The sequence below is a fragment of the Chitinophaga sp. CF418 genome (assembly GCF_900142925.1).
In the GTDB taxonomy this organism is placed as follows: Bacteria; Bacteroidota; Bacteroidia; order Chitinophagales; family Chitinophagaceae; genus Chitinophaga.
In genome coordinates this window covers 22,645-39,426 of the sequence record NZ_FRCN01000006.1, presented here as the reverse complement: position 1 = coordinate 39,426, position 16,782 = coordinate 22,645, and the positions used below count along the sequence as shown (strand labels likewise).

General features: G+C 49.5%; 8 protein-coding genes. 4 read left to right on the top strand and 4 right to left on the bottom strand.

Annotated features, from left to right (window positions below):
* Positions 1–8: 8 nt before the first annotated feature.
* The 4 genes from F3I09_RS14420 (at position 9) to F3I09_RS14405 (ending at position 7,735) form a co-directional block, all read left to right on the top strand.
* Entirely contained in the window at positions 9–2,363 is a 2,355-nt protein-coding gene (locus F3I09_RS14420) for a hypothetical protein (RefSeq protein ID WP_149695739.1), read from the top strand.
* A complete protein-coding gene (locus F3I09_RS14415) occupies positions 2,363–3,745 on the top strand; it encodes a radical SAM/SPASM domain-containing protein (RefSeq protein WP_149695738.1) in 1,383 nt (460 codons plus the stop codon). Before F3I09_RS14420 ends, F3I09_RS14415 begins: the two co-directional genes overlap by 1 nt.
* A 16-nt stretch (positions 3,746–3,761) precedes the next feature.
* Entirely contained in the window at positions 3,762–5,234 is a 1,473-nt protein-coding gene (locus F3I09_RS14410; protein WP_149695737.1) for an NAD(P)/FAD-dependent oxidoreductase, read from the top strand.
* Positions 5,235–5,380: 146 nt separating this feature from the next.
* Positions 5,381–7,735 (top strand): ABC transporter permease, encoded by a 2,355-nt coding sequence (locus F3I09_RS14405; RefSeq protein WP_149695736.1) that lies wholly within the window; start codon positions 5,381–5,383, stop codon positions 7,733–7,735.
* 83 nt (positions 7,736–7,818) lie between these two features.
* On the opposite strand, the gene F3I09_RS14400 is transcribed toward F3I09_RS14405, so the two are convergent.
* The 4 genes from F3I09_RS14400 to F3I09_RS14385 form a co-directional block, all read right to left on the bottom strand.
* Positions 7,819–9,354: a RagB/SusD family nutrient uptake outer membrane protein gene (locus tag F3I09_RS14400; RefSeq protein ID WP_149695735.1), complete on the bottom strand. Its 1,536-nt coding sequence runs from the start codon at positions 9,352–9,354 to the stop codon at positions 7,819–7,821.
* A 20-nt stretch (positions 9,355–9,374) separates the two neighbouring features.
* Positions 9,375–12,473: a TonB-dependent receptor gene (locus tag F3I09_RS14395; protein ID WP_149695734.1), complete on the bottom strand. Its 3,099-nt coding sequence runs from the start codon at positions 12,471–12,473 to the stop codon at positions 9,375–9,377.
* Between the two features lie 372 nt (positions 12,474–12,845).
* A complete protein-coding gene (locus F3I09_RS14390) occupies positions 12,846–15,386 on the bottom strand; it encodes a zinc-dependent metalloprotease (protein WP_149695733.1) in 2,541 nt (846 codons plus the stop codon).
* An 18-nt stretch (positions 15,387–15,404) separates the two neighbouring features.
* Positions 15,405–16,775 carry a RagB/SusD family nutrient uptake outer membrane protein gene (locus tag F3I09_RS14385; protein WP_149695732.1) on the bottom strand — a complete coding sequence of 457 codons (1,371 nt, stop codon included), beginning with the start codon at positions 16,773–16,775 and terminating at the stop codon, positions 15,405–15,407.
* Positions 16,776–16,782: the final 7 nt, after the last annotated feature.

Below are 16,782 nucleotides of genomic sequence, written 5' to 3'. Positions count from 1 at the left end.
CAAACGTTATGCAAATCAAAGAAATCCGTATCCTTCCTCCCATCGCAATAGGCCGCCTTGGCGCTTCTCCGCTGCCGGTAGCCGCATATGACCTCGTTATTCCCGACAATAAACCTCTTGACTTCAGACAGATAATACCTCAGGAGACACTTACCGTGGACAATATTCAGAATACCGTCAGCGCCCATGTACCAGACCAGATCGTCTTCAAGGACCCTCCCGAAAGCGATGGTTACATTTGTCCGGTAGCACCTTTCCTGGAGCTCTTTGCTATTACTTCTGACAATCCGGATATGCTCGTTCCCCTTACAGAGGAATTATTGCAGCAGGCTGGCCTCACTCTCGACAATGTTAGCTGGTCTGTTACTGTGGGCAACTTAAAATTATTCCGCAGAACAGGTAATATCAAAGACAAGATCATCGCCACAGTGGAGAACATAAAAGACGCCTACGTATACAAACTGGTAGGGGAATGTCCCAACTTCCACGATGGCAAAACGCTGCCCCTGGGTTCGGTGCAATTCATTCGCCCATCAAACGATTTTCCCGGGTTACGGTTCCGCTTCACGCCGGCAGCCGGTAACGTGTACGGATCTTCCACAGAGAGAATAGAAAGCGAAGGCGCACAAGCGACTGCCGATCCGGTTATCACCAGTGACCTCCAGGTATTATATGACCCCGCCAAAGGCGGCTGGCAGGGATATAGTGAAACAGCGAAGTTCAATCCCACCTATACTATGCCGGCACAGATATTTGCCGGCTACAGTACAAAGCATGGTGACCAGGTAAGCTGGGGCTATCTTGATGATGAATGTGATGGTATTGTTACAGCTACCCTGCAGCCTGCTGATAACGGTCTTGCACCACTCAGCGCTACCGCACATATAGTGGCAGGTCCTCCTGCATTTGCACCGGATATACTGCCTATCCGTGCTGTGTCTGATGAACTGGAACAGATCATCATGGGCACAGCACCTGATAAGGAAGTGCCTATTGAAGTAGCAGAAGAAATAGTCCGCCGCGCCTTTGAATCCATTACGCTCATGAACACGGCTGTCATGAACGGCAACCCCATTAATGGCAGGGAGAATGTGGCCAGCACCATGGTAAGACAGGACACCAACGATTTCGGCCGCCTGTATGAACCTATTATGGCAAGTTCCATAGTTGACAACCTGGCCCTTCGCACCCTGCATGAAAGAGTCTTTAACGGGTTAAGCTCAGGAGCTGCCACCTGGTTTGCCTCCGCCCTCCGCAAGCCGCACAAGATCGGCGACCTCTCCGATACAGAGCGCCGCAAGATGCCCGGTCTCATGAGGGGCGCTGACGGAAGAGCGCTGACGCTCACCCACCGGATGATCAACAGTGTGATACAGGCAGCTTCGAATGCCATGTTCCGCACTGGTAACACGGCTACACCACCGCCAGCACCTCCGCCACCACCACCTGTTCCGGGCCAGCCATTGAAAGCAGATGAACTCATTGCGCAATTGCACTATCGTGGTCTCGGTAATCCGTACAGCGTATTGCCAAGGACCGCTATTTCCAACTGCTTCCCCGGACTTGAGTTCGACTTCAGGAACCTGTGGAGGCATACTTTCCAGAACGTCACCATGAGTGAGAATGATAACTATGTGCTCAATGATACTACCAGCTTCAATCTCACAGGCCGCCGCCTGGTAGCGGTGAACGGACAACCGACCATGGTGCGTGGCATAGGGCCGGTATTCCCGGGTGGAGACAATGTCCATTTAACCACCAGCGACAATCCCAGCGGTGCTGCATTTATGGAATGGTCCAATCTCATTGCAGGTTTTAAACTGACGCCCGGACAAACCGTACAGGCACAGTTCACCGCGGGAGAAGCCACACTACCAGTGCTGGTCACAGCAGATGAATTAAGTGATAAAGTAAAATATCCCGAGTTCACGCTTACCGTCAACAGTTACATGACACCCAATACAGCAGCCTTGTCGCCCACTATCGTTGCTCCCGGAGAACTGACACATGGTCTCTGCGCACCATGGCAGAACGACTACCGGGAATGCGCATGTTATTACTGGGCAGCCAGCCGGCCTGACTATGTGAATGTGGAACCAGGTGAAGATGGGCTGAGCCATGGCGATATGTGGCTCGCCAAACGGCGCACAGGGGAATATGTGCCCGACAACCGGACAGACTCCCGCCTTTTTTCTTATGACGATCTCTTCCAGGACTGGCAGGGTGAGCTCAGCTTCATTATCAATGGCCGTGATGCGGTAGCATCGCCATCGACCTCCGGAGATGGCGGCGGACAAAGTAGTGATAAAGCGGCCCAACCGGGTACGCAGGTGCATCCTAATCCTTCACTAATCGATAAATAATGGCTCCTGCAGCACAACATTCAAGCCCTAATTCACTGGCAGTCATTGCCGGTGAATTAGCCTCCCATATCAATAAAAAGTCGGGCCCGCGATCGCCGCAGATACATATGGTGCCCACAGCAGGCAATACCCAGCTGTTTGTTGCCAACGGCAGCCGTCTTTACAACATGTCGCCTTCCATTGAAGCACGTATAGAACAACTACTGCAACAACAGGATGAAACAGGCATCACCAATGAACTGATCACTCTCGGGCTGGACATGCCGGTGCTCATCAACGACGAGCCGCTGAAAAGCCCGAAGATCTATGCACTGTCGCTCGCCATTGCCCAGAAATGCAACATGGGCTGCACCTATTGTTATGCCGATCAGGGCGACTTTGGAGGTCCGATGAAGAACATGACAGCCGATATCGCCCGGCAATCCATTGATCTCTTGCTGAAAGACTGTGAACCCGGCAGTAAGGTACAGCTCACCTTCCTGGGGGGCGAACCGCTCATTAACAGGAAGGCATTGAGGGATGCCACCGTATATGCGTTTGAACAGGGTCGTCAGCGAGATGTACAGGTCAATTTCTCACTAACCTCCAACGGCACACTGCTGCAGGAAGATGATGCCGCTTTCTTTGAAGAATATGGCTTTGCTGTCACTATTAGTCTTGACGGCATTGGCGAACAGCATGACCAGCTACGCCCCCTGAAGAATGGCGCCGGTACCTATGGACAGATCATTAAAAAGATACAGCCATTACTGAGCACTCAGCGCAGGATGCAGGTATCTGCCCGGGTAACCGTCACCCCTGCCAATATGGACCTCCCAAAGACCTTACAGGAATTTGTGAACATGGGCTTTCACAGCGTCGGCTTTTCGCCCTTACTGCGTTCCAGCAGTGGTAAAGGTGAAATGTCAAAGGAAGACCTGGAGCAGATGCTGCAGGGCATGATAGCATGCGGACTGCTCTTTGAACAGCATGTCATCATGGGTAAGCGCTTCCCCTTCCTGAATATGGTCAATGCCTTGAAAGAGGTTGCCAAAGGCACCCACAGACCCTATCCCTGTGGTGCGGGCGCGGGTTATATGGGTGTATCTGCCGACGGTGAATTATCGGCCTGCCACCGTTTTGTAAATGAACCTGCCGGCCATATGGGAGATCTTACTAACGGAATAAATCCTACCTTACAGAATAACTGGCTGGCATCAAGACACGTGCACAACCAGGAACCCTGTCACCAGTGCTGGGCCAGGTATCTTTGTGGTGGCGGCTGTCACCACGAGGTATTGGAAAGAGGCCGTAACGCCTGTGACTATATCCGTGGCTGGCTGCATTACACGATGCAGGCCCACGAAAGGATCGCTAGAATGGCGCCCCATTGGAACAAATAGCTATTCAACACATATTATGACCCCACAACAAAGCACTGATGTGCTTATCATTGGAGCTGGCCCTGCAGGTACCTGCGCTGCATTACGCCTGCTCGCCCTCGGCCACAAAGTGGTGCTGGCAGAAAGTGAACCCTTTCCCCGTCCACAGATCGGCGAGTCCCTGTCACCCGGTATCCGGAACATCTTTGATTACCTGGATGCCACGGACCTGCTTACCCGACGCAATTATTTCCACCAGCTGAACGCACAGGTAATATGGGATACCACCACGCCGCAAACGGTCAATGCCGCACAACGCGGCCCGGGCGTAATGGTGGACAGAGGACAGCTTGATAAAGACCTGCTCGACCTGGCGATGCAGCGTGGACTGCAGCTTTACCAGCCAGCCCGCTTTGAGTCATGCAAACAGACAGATGGCGGATGGCAGTCACAACTCCGCCAGGATACGCAGACCATTACTGTCAACAGCAGGTTCATACTCGACGCTCGTGGACGCCGGGGCAACCATATGCAGAACAGGGTGCTTACCGCTCCACCTACAATCGCAATATGGGGCCATTTACCGGCACATCTCATGCCAGCCGACACATTGATTGAAGCAACAGAAAAAGGCTGGATTTGGGGCTCTCCTACCCCTGACGGACAATTCAGGACCATTACCTTCATCGCCCCCGGGGAGCTAAGAGGTAATACCGTTCCTCATGTATTCTATGACCTGCTTTCCCGGACGCAATTATTTCAGCAGGCAGCCGGCGACTGGCAGATGGATGACTTACAAACCTGCACCGTATTTACCTACGCACATACGTCCCCCTGGCAGGACAACTACCTCCGCTTGGGTGAAGCAGCATTTTCCCTCGATCCGCTTTCTTCTACGGGCGTGGAAAAAGCCATGCGCTTTTCTTTGCAGGCGGTCATCGCGGTCAATACCATTCTCAAAACCGGTCATACGGACATGGCACAGACGTTCTATGAAGACCGCATGATTGAATCTATCAGCAGCCATACACACTGGACCAGCGGCTACTACGCACAGGCCTGGCCGGGACAGCAACATGCTTTCTGGAGGGAAAGGTCTGTACCATTCATCGACAAATCGCCAGTGCCAACGGCATTCTATACAAGGCTCAGGGATAAATTCAGCGCACCCAAAGAAAAAGGACCAGAGCGACTGATCAACGTACAGCAGGAACTGCAACGCCTGTGGCATGAACAGGTACACCTGTCTTCAGCCCTGATATTCAAAGAAACACCTTGTGTGATCGATGATATACTGCAGCTCCGCACTGCCATCCAGCACCCCAACCTGGAACGTGAAATGGCCTACCTGGAAACGGTGGAGATATCCCCCCTGCTGTCGGCAGCGTTTAAAGAGGCCACTTTTGGCAGTATTGTACAGGAGTGGAGCAAAATAGTTCCTTTCGAACAGGCTGTCCGTATTGCCTTCTTTTTGTGGGATAAGGACATTTTATGTACCACTGCGCAGTAAAGGCGTCCGTTTCCGGACGCACCTCATGCTAAAAGCGAACAATTTAACAGGTGCAAAAACATACAATCAATTGACTATAAGACTATTGAAAGGTGGCATTGGCTTTGATCCACATCGGCACATCCTCCACCTAAACGTAACCTTATATGTTCAGGAACTATTTTGTTCTAGCCATCAGACACCTGAAACGCAATCTTAACTATGCCACACTAAATATCATTGGGCTTACCTTAAGTATTGCTGCCTGTCTGATCATCTTTCTGATCACTAAGAATGAACTGACTTTCGACAGCTATCACCGTAAGGCCGACAGAACCTACAGGGTCACCATGAATGCGCTTGACTTTAATCCGAGCGTATCCCTGGCTATTGCTCCTGCCATGCGTAGCACTTTCCCTGAATTGGAAACAGTTTCCCAGTACTGGCACCGTCTCGATGGTCTCGTGAAAGTAGGCAATACCCGTTACATGCAGAAAGAATACGCGTTCGCCGACGGTTCGTTTACGGACATCTTCGATTATCAGTGGTTGTCCGGCAATCCGCATACTGCACTGTCCACGCCCAATACGGTCGTTCTGACGGAAAGTGTGGCCCGCAGGTATTTCGGCGATCAGAATGCCCTGGGCAAGACATTCCAGCTTGACAATAGCTACCTGATGACAGTTACCGGCGTTATCAAAGACCTTCCTCCCAATACAGGCATGACCTTCGGATTCCTGGCATCTTTTGCTACCGTTGAAAAAGAGATGAAAGAGGCCATGGCCGAATTCTATGCCATTGTAGGCGGCAATACATTTATCGTTGTTCCGCCTCATTACGATATCAGAAAGATCGAAAGCCGCATGCAGGGTTTTATCAAGCAGAACTGGGGAAGCCAGATCGCGGCAGAAGCTAAGCTGCTGATGCAGCCCCTGAAGGAGATCCATTTTGATCAACGTTATATACAGAGCGCTACTACCTCCCGTAATACCTACCGCGCACTGATCGCTATTGCGATCTTTATCATTGTGACTGCCTGTATCAACTTCATTAACCTGGCCACTGCACAGGCCATGAAACGCGCCCGGGAAACCAGCGTCAGAAAAGTGCTGGGCGCTCACCGTTTCCAGCTGATACGGCAGTTCCTGGGTGAAACCAGTGTACTGGTGCTTATGACGGTGGTACTCGGTGTTGGTATCGCCTATCTGGCATTACCACAGGTGGCATCCTGGCTGGATGTACACATCGGCATAGCGCAATTAAATCAGCCCCTGATATACTTACTGCTGGCGGCCCTGACACTTATCATCATTTTACTGGCAGGGCTGTACCCAGCATTCGTACAATCGTCCTTTCAGCCTGCCGTCAGTCTGAAAAGCTCCACCGGTCAATCATCCCGTGGCTTAACCCTGCGCAAATCACTGGTATTCGTCCAATTCCTGGTATCACAGGTGCTGATTATCGGCACACTGGTGGTGGCCAAACAAATGGACTTCTTCAAAAACCAGGATCTGGGCTTTAATAAGGAAGCAGTGATCTCTTTTGGCATTCCCGACAGGGCAAAACGGGAAGTACTGGCGCAGGAACTAAAGGATAATACCGGTATCAAAGAAATGTCGTTCTCGACCGGCGCTCCTTCCTACAATCAGAATTTTGGCCCATTCTCCTGCCCGGAAAGAGGTCTTACAAAAGACGATGTAATGGAACTGAAATTCGTCGATGAAAACTTCATGAAGATGTTCGACATGAAAATGCTGGCGGGAGAAGGTATTACACAGGTAAAAGACGGCGATACCATCCGGCGGGTAGTAGTTAATGAGGCCCTTGTCCGGAAACTGGGATTCACACACCCGGAAGATGCGCTTGGACTGAACTTTATGTCAGGCAACGCGAAACTCATGATCAAGGGGGTCGTACAGGACTTCCAAAGTGAATCCAAACACAAGGAAAAAAGACCCTGTGTCCTCTTTAACAATCCACGTGCCTTTAATACAGTCAGTGTAAGACTGTATCCACAGCAGATGCCAGCTACTATTGCCCGGATTGAAAAAAACTGGTCAGCGCTGTTCCCTGATGACCTCTTTGCCTATGAATTCCTGGACGACCATATTGCAGCTATGTACAAACAGGAACAGAAACTCTATACGGCATACAGGCTGTTCTCAGGGCTGGCCATTATCATCGGCTGCCTGGGATTGTACGGACTGGTGGCATTTGCAGCCGTGCAGCGCAATAAGGAGATAGGGATCAGAAAAGTGTTGGGGGCGTCCATTCCTGATATTGTTGTACTGTTCGGCAAGGAGTTTATGTTACTGATAGCACTGGCATTCCTGGTAGCTACGCCATTGTCTTATTACCTGATGTACAACTGGCTGGGCAACTTTGCTTATCATATTTCGCTCAGTGCGGGCATCTTTATTGTTGCGATTGTGACATCAGTGCTTATAGCAGCGGTAACCATCGCCCATCAGTCTATTAAAGCAGCATTGTCCAATCCTTTAAAGAGCCTGAAAACGGAATAAATAAGGATATTGTAAGTACATAAAAGAGGGCGTCTCCTGGTTAATGAGACGCCCTCGCTTTATATAGGTAGTTCCACAGGCATTTACTGCCAGCCAGGCGTCTGTCTGAATATCTTATTGCCATAAGCGGCTGCTATATCTATTTCCGACTGTGGTACCGGCCACAAGGTATCGCGTAAGGGGAATTTTCTTGGGGAACCACTGGGATCTTTTATAGTAGGTATAATAGTTCTGTCAGTCCCCCAGCGTTTCAGATCAAAATAGCGTTGCCCTTCCATTGCCAGCTCTATCCTTCTCTCATGGCGGATAGCAGTGCGCATGGCATCCTGTGAAAGTCCAACAGGCAGTACCGGCATGCCTACACCGGGTCGGGTGCGTACAGCATTCACGGCATCGTACACACTTCCATCAGCTCCGGCAATTTCATTTTGTGCTTCCGCATACATCAGCAATACATCTGCATAGCGCAGGTATACCCAGTCCTGGTCACTTTGTGTACCAATAACAGTTAAGCGGGTAGAATCAACGCCTTTCTTATTCAGGAAACCAGAGGACGCGCCAATAGCGGCAGGATCAAAGACGGTCCCTCCTTTGTACAATACACCCGGCACCAATATAGTAGCCAGCAAGCGTGGGTCCCTGTTATTATAAGGCTTAGTGGGATCATACAATGGAGAAGTGGTAATAGGCTGACCATCAATACATTCATAGTCATTCACCAAATACCCCATCGGCTGAAAGCTGGCGCCGTAAGTATACAGGTATTCCGCAGGACTATAGGCGTTCGGCACCTGATAGCGCCCGGAGAACATAATCTCCGGATTATTATCCTGACCGGGTTTCAGGAACAATTTGCGATAGCCGCCTGTATACAAACTAAAGCGGCCTTCCGTCATGATCGTTCTGGCGGTAGCAGCCGCCTCCTGGAAGTTGTGGACGGTGAGGAATACCTTCGTGATATATCCCAGGGCAGCACCTCGCACTACATGGCCCTTATAAGCAGTATTCGGAAGATTAGCCGCGGCAAAACGGAAGTCACTCAATACCGAGTCCAGTACCACAGCTTTCGGTGTCCTTCCCTGCTGATAAGATGCCGGTTCCTTTCCCAGTGGCTGAAAGCTCAGTACAACATCTCCATATAACTGCGCCAGCAGGAAATAATAGTATCCACGTATGAACCGGACCTCTGCTATATACGTATTCTTTTCTGTATCGTCCATCGTTACGTTACCAATATTAGCCATGAAGATATTACAGGCTTCTATGGCCTTGTAGGAGGTATTATACGCGTCTGACTGAATAGTGCCGGTTGTAGGTTCTATAGAGCCGTTAGCGACATTTGAAAAGGCGCCGCTGTATGCATTGTCTGTCAGCGTTTCCCAATATGGTGTACCCGCACCCCAACCCTGACCGGTATTGTTGGCATTGGTATAATTATACCCTTGTATCAGGTAACTGTAAATGGCAGTCAAGGCCTGGTCTGCGTCGGCTTTCGTTTTCCAGAAAGTACCCGAAGACTGCTGATCCTGCGGATACCTGTTCAGAAAGTCCTTCCCGCAACTATAGAGTGTGATCATTACCGGTAACAGGATGATCCAATATTTTATGTTGTACTTCATTTTCTTAAGATTAAACTGTTTTAGAAAGCTGCTTTAATACCGAAAGCAAACACCTGGTTCTGCGGATGCGATACAAATCTTGTATTGTTTGAAACCCTTTCCGGATCAAGCCCTTTAAACCCGGTGAAAGTGAGCAGGTTATCACCGGCAAAGAATACACGTAAGCTGCTTAGCGCCGCGCGTTTTGCCAGGGCGGCCGGCAATGTATACCCTATCTGCACGTTCTTGAGCCTTAAAAAGGAAGCGCCTTTCAGATAGTAGGTGGATGCAGTGCTGATATTACTGCTGGCATCTCCCTGTCCGGTTATGTAAATCAGCGGCATAGTGGTGCTGGGGTGCTCCGGGGTCCATGCATTCAGCCAGTCTGTAGTGGGAGGAGATCCCTGGTTGAATGGCTGAACGCCCCAACCGTTCACAAACAGCTTCTGTCCGTAGGAGCCATACAGGAAAACAGAGATATCAAAGTTCTTCCAGGAGGCGCTGGCGTTAAAGGAATAATCAAACTTTGGAAAAACACCCGGCACGATCACCCTGTCACTGGCATTAACAGTATCGTTACCTGTTACGTCCCTGAATTTCAAATAGCCTGGTTTAGGATTGTACTGCTGAATGGGAGACCGGGCTACTTCATCGGCCGACTGGAAGATACCCGCGTACTCATCCAGGTAGAAGCTGCCATACGGCTGCCCTTCCTGGATGATGGTGTTATTACCCGTATTGATGGAGGGTGCGCCAAACTTAATGACCCTGTTCTTATTTGTCTGAAAAGTAGCCCCTGCGGAAAACCTTACATTCCCTATGTTATCTGTATACTGCAAAGAGGCTTCCAGCCCTGTATTCTTCATTTTGCCCCGGTTGACGGTGGCTGCATTCAAACCCAGGTAGGCAGGAATTAAAGGCGTATACAGGATATCGTAGGTCAGTTTATTATACCAGTCGACAGTGACATCCAGTTTATTGAACAGGGTGATATCTGCACCGGCATCAAAAATGCGGGTGGTCTCCCACTTAATACTGCCGTCTACCAGTCCGTTCTGCGCTACGCCGGAGCTCAGCGTATTGCCCGAGAATGAATAAGCGTAACCGGTATTGGTATTATAAGCATTCTGGCTGGTATATACATCCTGATAAGGATAATTGCCAATGTTCTGGTTACCCAATTTACCCCATGAACCACGTACCTTCAGATTATTCAGCCATGTAATATTGTGGAGGAATTTTTCACGTGTAAGCACCCAGCCGGCGGAAACAGAGGGAAAAAGTCCCCAGCGATTGTCGGGCGGGAAACGGGAAGAGGCATCATAACGGGCATTGACCTCCAGCAGGTATTTTTCATCATAATCATAATTCAGTCTTCCGTAATAAGAGCGTAACGCCCATTCCGCGGAAGTACCGGTTGCAATCTGGGAGCCTGCCGGACCTGCATTCAATTCGTGCAGGCTATTGCTGGGGAAAGGAGTATTACGGCTGGCTACAAGTCGCTGTGCCTTGTTGTACTCTGCCTGGGTACCGGCCAACACCTTGAAATTATGCCGGTTGAATGTTTTTGAATACGTAAGCTGGGTATAGCCCACGGGGTAAACCATATTACTGTCTGTTACCACAAGTCCTTGTCCGTTCACATCCAGTGGCCGTTCGGCAGGATCGTTCGGTTTCGCAAACCAGTTATACTGATTGATCACGGGTTTGAAATCATACACCTTGTTGAAATTGAAATTAAGCCCTCCGCTTGTTCTCCATTCCAGTCCTTTTAAGAGACGGATGTTCAGGAAGAGACTACTTTGCAAATAGTAGTCATTACTGTTCACGAGCGCATTCTCTGCAATAGCCACGGGATTTTTATTGGGTGTTTGTACGCTGGGATATACAGAGTTCACATAACGTCCGCTACCGTCAGGCAATTTAGGTCCGTACATCGGCGATTGGGAGAGCGTGGACAGGAACATATCCTGGCTGCCCCTGGAGGCATATGTTCTTTTTCCGTAGTTGAGCGTAACACTGGAACCGAAAGTAGCCCAGTCATTGATCTTCGAATTCAGGTTAAACTGCAGGTTATACTTCTTGTATGAAAAACCGATCATGATATCCGGCTGATCTACATAACCAATACCGATGTTATAAACAGTTCCGTTACTGCCACCGGTCATGCCGATATGATGGGTTTGTACCCGTACTGTCCTCATGACCGCATCCAGCCAGTTGAAATTAGGATACCGCTTAGGATCGGAAGGATTAGTATAAGCGGCAATCATCTCGGGGGTAAACCTGTTTGTATAACCTGAATTGGCAGCTGCTACGTTGTACATCTGCATATACTGTGCAGAGTTATAGATCAGGTTATCAGGCAAAGCCGTGGGTTTGGTGATGCCGAGGCTATAGTCGTACGACAGCTGGAACTTCCCGCTTCTCCCTTGTTTGGTCGTCACCAGTATCACGCCATTGGCAGCTCTCGTACCATATATAGCAGCAGATGCCGCATCTTTCAGCAGCGTAACTGATTCTATATTCTGTGGGTCAAGTACTGTAAGACTTCCCGGTAAACCGTCTACAATCACCAGGGGGCTGCTTCCTGCGGAGCTATAGGAACCCAGTCCTCTCACCCGCAACACTGCGCCTTCATTACCGGCTTCGCCAGAGCCTTGGGTGAGCGATAGTCCCGGCATTTTCCCCTGTAACAGCTGCACTGGATCTGTAGCGATCCTTTTATTCAGTTCGGCGCCGTTCACAGTGGCAATCGCGCCTGTCAGGTCACTCTTCTTCTGTGTGCCATAACCTACTACCAGTACTTCGTTTAATCCCTTACTGCTTTCTGCAAGCGAAATATCTATCTGCTGACGGCCATTTACGGGCAACTCCTGCGTCTGAAAACCGATGACAGTAATCACCAGTGTAGCATTAGCAGGTACATTTGCCAGGGAATAACGGCCCCGGTCATCTGTAGATGTGCCGGTATTACTACCTTTTACTCTTACGGTAGCGCCGGGAATGGGTTGTTTATCGCTATCACGGGTAATGATACCGGTTATTGTCCGGACCTGGGCGTGTACAGCCGTCCAGGCGAAAATTAGTGTAATGCACAGGAGCAATAGCCTGATGCGGGGTCTGTAAGCATTAATCATAACGTATGGATTTAAGTGATGAAAAACATGTTTAACGGATCAACAGCTACAAAAAGAAAGGAATCGCAGGGTAATACCTATAGACAATGCAAACGTTTGCACATAAGCATCTGGTTTTAACGTGGGAAACAGGATAATGTGCCGTAAAGTCGGTGATTAGTATTACTGACGATCTATGATCATGGTGCCGGATACGAAAGAATCAGATATTGGGTTAAATAGCTCTCATGATTTTCTCCAATACAGATACTTTTTTCGCTTTTTTGAAAGACGCTGGCAGACAGTGCTGACGTAATACTGCGTCATATGGGGTAATTAAAATAAAAAAGGCGCCTCGTTCGTGAGACGCCCCTTTTATGGTTGGCTATTTTATCAGAACCGCAGGTCCTTCTCTCCCATTTTTCTGATCTTCACATTCAGCTCCTTCAGGTGTCGCTGGGTTTCTTTATCCAGACGGGGATCTGCCTGGTACCTGGCAATCAGCTGCTGTTCTTTTGCAAGCGATGCTTTCAGGATATCGCTCATATCTGTCTGGTAATAGGTATACACCTGATTCATGCCCGAGAACATCTGGTCCATATCATCACTCGGATAAACCATATCCAGCAGCTTATTGATATAGATCTTCTGCAGGTTACGCCTGTAGAAGCTTACACTCTTCCCTGCATACAGTTCCTTAAAGATGATCTTGTCCATGTCCTGCAATAACTCTTCTACAGTATAGGGGTTCGCCACTTTATCATCATACTGTGCGGCCAGCATGGAGGTTAAACGCATGCGGTTTAGCATACCGTTCATGGCGCTGCGGTAAACTTCCGTCAGGTCAATACCGAATTTGTCCGGTATCCTGTCCATCAGGGGCTTCTCATTCAGCCATTCGGGAATAGTAAAGAGTTCCTTATCCAGGAATGCCATCGCCTCTTTCTGACGCTTATATGCTACGGCCTCGTATACTGGACCCGGCTGACTACCGACCTTCTCGTAATGATACTGTCCGCCAACGATCTTCATCACGTGCCCTACATAGGTTACATACTGATTAAATAACGTAGACAGCATCTCCCGCATATTCGTAGCATCCTTTTCCGGCTCATTCGTCCATTCTCCCAGGTGCTTAATGATCCGTTTCAGGTTCATGATACCATAGGTGCTTGCCTTCACAGCATCGTCACCCAGGTCTTCATTCTGACTGCGGGGATCCAGGGGCTCCATCTCATTGCCAAACCAGAGCCTTTTATTCTTCAGGCTATCCGTTACTATGGCAGTCAGCACTTTCTGTTCTTCCCACTCGTCTTTGATATCCGGGCGCCATGTATATCCCCATTCAATTGCCCATTTATCATAGTCATTGATACGGGGAAACAAGCCGGCACGGCTGATATTGTCTTCCGGCTGCGCTACGTAGTTGAAACGGGCATAGTCCATGATGGAAGGCGTATGCCCATATTTTTCCACCCAGGCTTTATTACGCAGGTTCTCTACCGGAACGGTGGAGCTGGAACCAAAATTATGCGCCAGTCCCAATGCATGTCCCACTTCGTGGGATGAAACAAAACGGATCAGTTCTCCCATCAGTTTATCGTCCAGCACCAGTTTTCTGGCCCCGGTATCTACAGCTGCACACTGCACGAAATACCATTTCTGTAACAGAGACATGACGTTATGATACCAGAACACATGGCTTTCCAGGATCTCGCCGGAACGCGGATCGGTTACACTGGGCCCCATGGCATTCGCAATAATAGAAGGACGGTATACAATAGCGGAGTGTCTTGCGTCTTCCAGGCTCCAGGTGCTGTCTTCCTCACGGGTTGGCGCCTCCCTGGCATAAATAGCATTCTTAAACCCGGCCTTCTCAAAGGCTGCTTTCCAATCATTTACCCCTTGTATCAGGTAAGGCACCCATTTCTTAGGCGTCACAGGATCAATATAAAATACGATCGGCTTAACAGGTTCCACCAGCTCGCCTCTCTTATATTTTTCCACGTCTTCCGGTTTAGGCTCCAGTCTCCAGCGGATAGAATAAGCGGCGTTAGTCACCCCCTGTGGATGCGCGTCAAAGTCCCTGTGCGTAACAGAGAAAAAACCTACGCGTTTATCCTGCAAACGGGGACGTGCAGGTGTTTCGGGCAGTAATACCAGGGAGGAGTTCAGCTCCACACTGTAGTTGGATGAGGTAGGGTTCCTGCCTGCACTGTATGTTTTAAAGGCACGCACTTCCAGGTTGGTGGTATAAGGATGTACATACTTGATATAACTGCGGTCATTCTGTTGCGCACCCATACCTGCACGGTCTTTAAATAACTGTTTGGAGAAGTACAGGATATCATTATCGCTGTTGAGGAATTCCCCCATATTCAGCACTGCCCCGGTGGAATCAGCGTTATAGGCCACAATAGGGAAAACGGCAGCAATAGCCTGCAGGTTGTTCTTCTGCACACTGGCAAACATCGGCTTGGTGCTGTCGCCGGTGTATTCTGTAAAAGAGATCCTGCGCAGGAAGAGTTTATTACCTCTTCCCATCTCAAAACGGTATACACCCTGTCCGATATCGTCACCTACCAGGCCCCATATGCCATTACGCATATCCACAGAGGCTTCGGCAACACGGTTCACGATCAGGATGTCTTTACCCATCACGGAAAACGGCACTTCAAAGTAGTACTCGTCTTCTTTGGAATGCACCGTAATGAAGCCTTTGGACGTATGCATGTCCTTGGTGATCACCTCACTGTATTTCTTCAGTTTGGGCGGCTCCGGTTTCTTAGCCGTAGTATCTGTTTTTACCTCGGCGGAAGGAGCAGGTTTGTCCTTATCCTTACCTTTTCTCTTCTGCGCCGTTACATGTAAGGACGCAGCTAACATCGCGCATGACAACAGCCATGCACTTCTGCTTGATCTTAATTTCAACATATGTAATTTGTAATGTTTTTACCTCGGATTCTGTGTGATCTCCGGATTGAATTGAATATAAGTTGTGGCTATAGGAAATACGTATCGGTTGCTGTTTGGTTCCAGCGTATAAGTTTTGCCCAGGTAGGTACGTGTGACCGTTGTTGCAAAGGCCGGCTCAAGATTCAGTCTCTTTTGATCAAACCAGCGAAGCCCTGTACCCATCAGCTCACGGCGGCGTTCTTCCAGTACCAGGCGTAAAGCTTCTTCCGATGTTGCAGCCGTCAGGTCAGCATAGTCTTGTGCTGTAAAGCGTTTTACACGTAGTGCATTCAACAGCGATAAGGCATCTGCTGTCTTGCCATTGCGCGCATCACATTCCGCCCTGATCAGCATCATCTCCGGCACACCAGGACCTGTCCAGGCGCCTGTATTTGTAAGCATAGGACGCCAGAATCCCCGGCCCGTAAAAGGCGCCCAGGCATAAGTCGATCCATCAGCTGTGAATATGGTATAACGCAGGTCTCCCGTAGTAAAGAGCTGTACCAGTGAAGGGTTCATGGCATAGACCTGTGTCATGCCACGTACCTCCTTTGCCAGCATGACCTCAGGATCCTGGTACAACAGCGGTAACGAGATCACATTGTCTACATATTTCCGCAGGTCAAGCAGGGTGTATTGTCTTTCCAGCGCACTATCTGCATATTTTGCTGCATTCGAATAGTCAGCCATATAAAGCGATGCACGCGCCAGCAAGCCATAAGCTGCTGTAGCAGAAGGCACCATATTGATGATAGCCTGATCGGGCAATGCAGGTATTGCCGCTTCCAGATCAGCCTTTATCTGGTCGTACACTGCCTGTACGGAAGCCCTGTGCAAGGGTGCATATAGATCGGGTTTCAGCAACACTGGCACACCTGGATCAGCAGCAGCAGTTGTTTTGTTATAGTGTTTCGCATAACTATTCACCAGCATCAGGTAAGCGTAGGCGCGATGTACCAGCGCCTCTGCTCGTATACGGTCTTTTTGTGCCGGTGTGCCACCTACACTACCGGATACACCCTCAATGATCTGGTTGCAGACATAGATCTGCTTGTAAAACCGGGCCCAGTCCTGGTCTTCCCCTTCACCCACAAATGTGACTGCCCAACTATATACCGCGCCCAGCACAGAGAGCATATTCGTTTCAAAATTAGCGTCACTGATACCGTAGTCGTCAGATGCATAAGCGGGGAATGAACCCGAAGGCTGGAAGTCGTTTGCATTATATAATAGCTGCTGATAGTCGCCCGTATTTACCAGCGCCCGTCTGCCAATGGGTGAGACCTCTACATAGTCCCTGCATCCTGTGTTGAGGCACAAGAACACAATACCCAGCGCGAGATATATTAACCTGTTTACGATAGACATGATCTGT